This window comes from Cellvibrio sp. (assembly GCF_053579595.1).
In genome coordinates this window covers 1-1,355 of record NZ_JBRFPI010000585.1, presented here as the reverse complement: position 1 = coordinate 1,355, position 1,355 = coordinate 1, and the positions used below count along the sequence as shown (strand labels likewise).

General features: G+C 54.8%; 1 protein-coding gene. It reads left to right on the top strand.

Annotation, left to right across the window (positions count from 1 at the left end):
• A partial coding sequence (locus ACWA6V_RS21375) for a lytic polysaccharide monooxygenase (RefSeq protein WP_449524370.1) occupies nt 1-1,100 on the top strand: 1,100 nt, incomplete at its 5' end.
• Between the last annotated feature and the right edge of the window lie 255 nt (nt 1,101-1,355).

Sequence of the window (1,355 nt, the reverse complement as noted above, 5' to 3'; positions counted from 1 at the left end):
TCGATAGTCCCGGCGCACGCAATTATTTTTGCGGCAAAGTCACCAAACCCGACGAAGTAGCGAATGGTACGGCCAGATACCCGGTATGCGGCGACGCCTTTGCGAGCGATTTCAACGGCGGTTATTCCTACATGAGCGTTTTGAATCACCATCAAGGGCGCAAGGTGCTCGGGCCAACTGCCAAAAATGTGTGCGGGTTTGACAGCGAAACCTGGCAGGGTGGTAAAACGCCTTGGGATAATGCCATCAACTGGCCGGTCAATAACATCAATTCGGGTTCGTTAGTCTTCTCTTGGGATATCAGTAACGGCCCGCATTTTGATGACACCTCAGACTTCCGCTATTGGATCACCAAACCTGGTTTTGTCTATCAGGTCGGGCGCGAATTGACCTGGGCGGATTTCGAAGACCAGCCCTTCTGCGATCTGCCTTATAACGACGATAATCCGGGCGCCTATCCCAATGTGCGCGCCGAAAAAGCCACCGCGCATATCCACACTACCTGTACGGTTCCGGCACGTACAGGCCGCCATGTGATCTATGCGGAATGGGGGCGCGAACCTCCAACTTACGAACGCTTCCACGGTTGTATTGATGTGCAAATCGGCGGTGGCGGCAACAGTTCAACACCGGTGGCATCATCGAGTCGCGCCAGCGTCGCGCCCAGCTCATCGAGCCGTGCCAGTGCTGTACCTGGCTCGTCCAGCCGCTCCAGCTTAGCGCCTGGTTCATCCAGTCGTTCCAGTGTTACGCCTAGCTCGACGCCTGGTTCCAGCCGGTCATCCAGTAGTGTGGCCAACAATGCGGGTCTGAGTTGTTCGTATGTTGTTACCAATTCCTGGGGTACAGGATTCACCGGCGTTATCCGTGTTGCCAATACTGGTACCGCGAGCAAAACCGGCTGGACTGCAACCTGGCAATATGCAGGCAGCAACCGACTGACTAACTCGTGGAACGCCACTGTGACGGGTAGCAATCCTTATTCCGCGACCAATCTTAATTGGAACGGCACCGTAGGTGCAGGGCAATCGGTTGAGTTTGGCTTCCAGGGTAATACCAATGGCGGCAGTGTAGAGACACCAACCGTTACTTGCCGTTAAGCGCGGCACTGAGTAAATGCAATCAGCGGGGCGCAGTGATCCCGCTGATTGCAATTTTTTGGCTATTTTTTTTGAGGTGTGGGTTGAATCGTCACGGCTCCAATAATCCCGTGCCCTTATGGGGCTCGTTGCTAGTGTTGCCGATACTGGCTCTTGCGGTTTATCTGCATTTCAAGCCGGTGCCGGCACAGATGGTTCCCGAACTAACCCCGCTTAATTCCGTTGCGCAGGGTGAGGCGATTGCTCCTCGTTCAG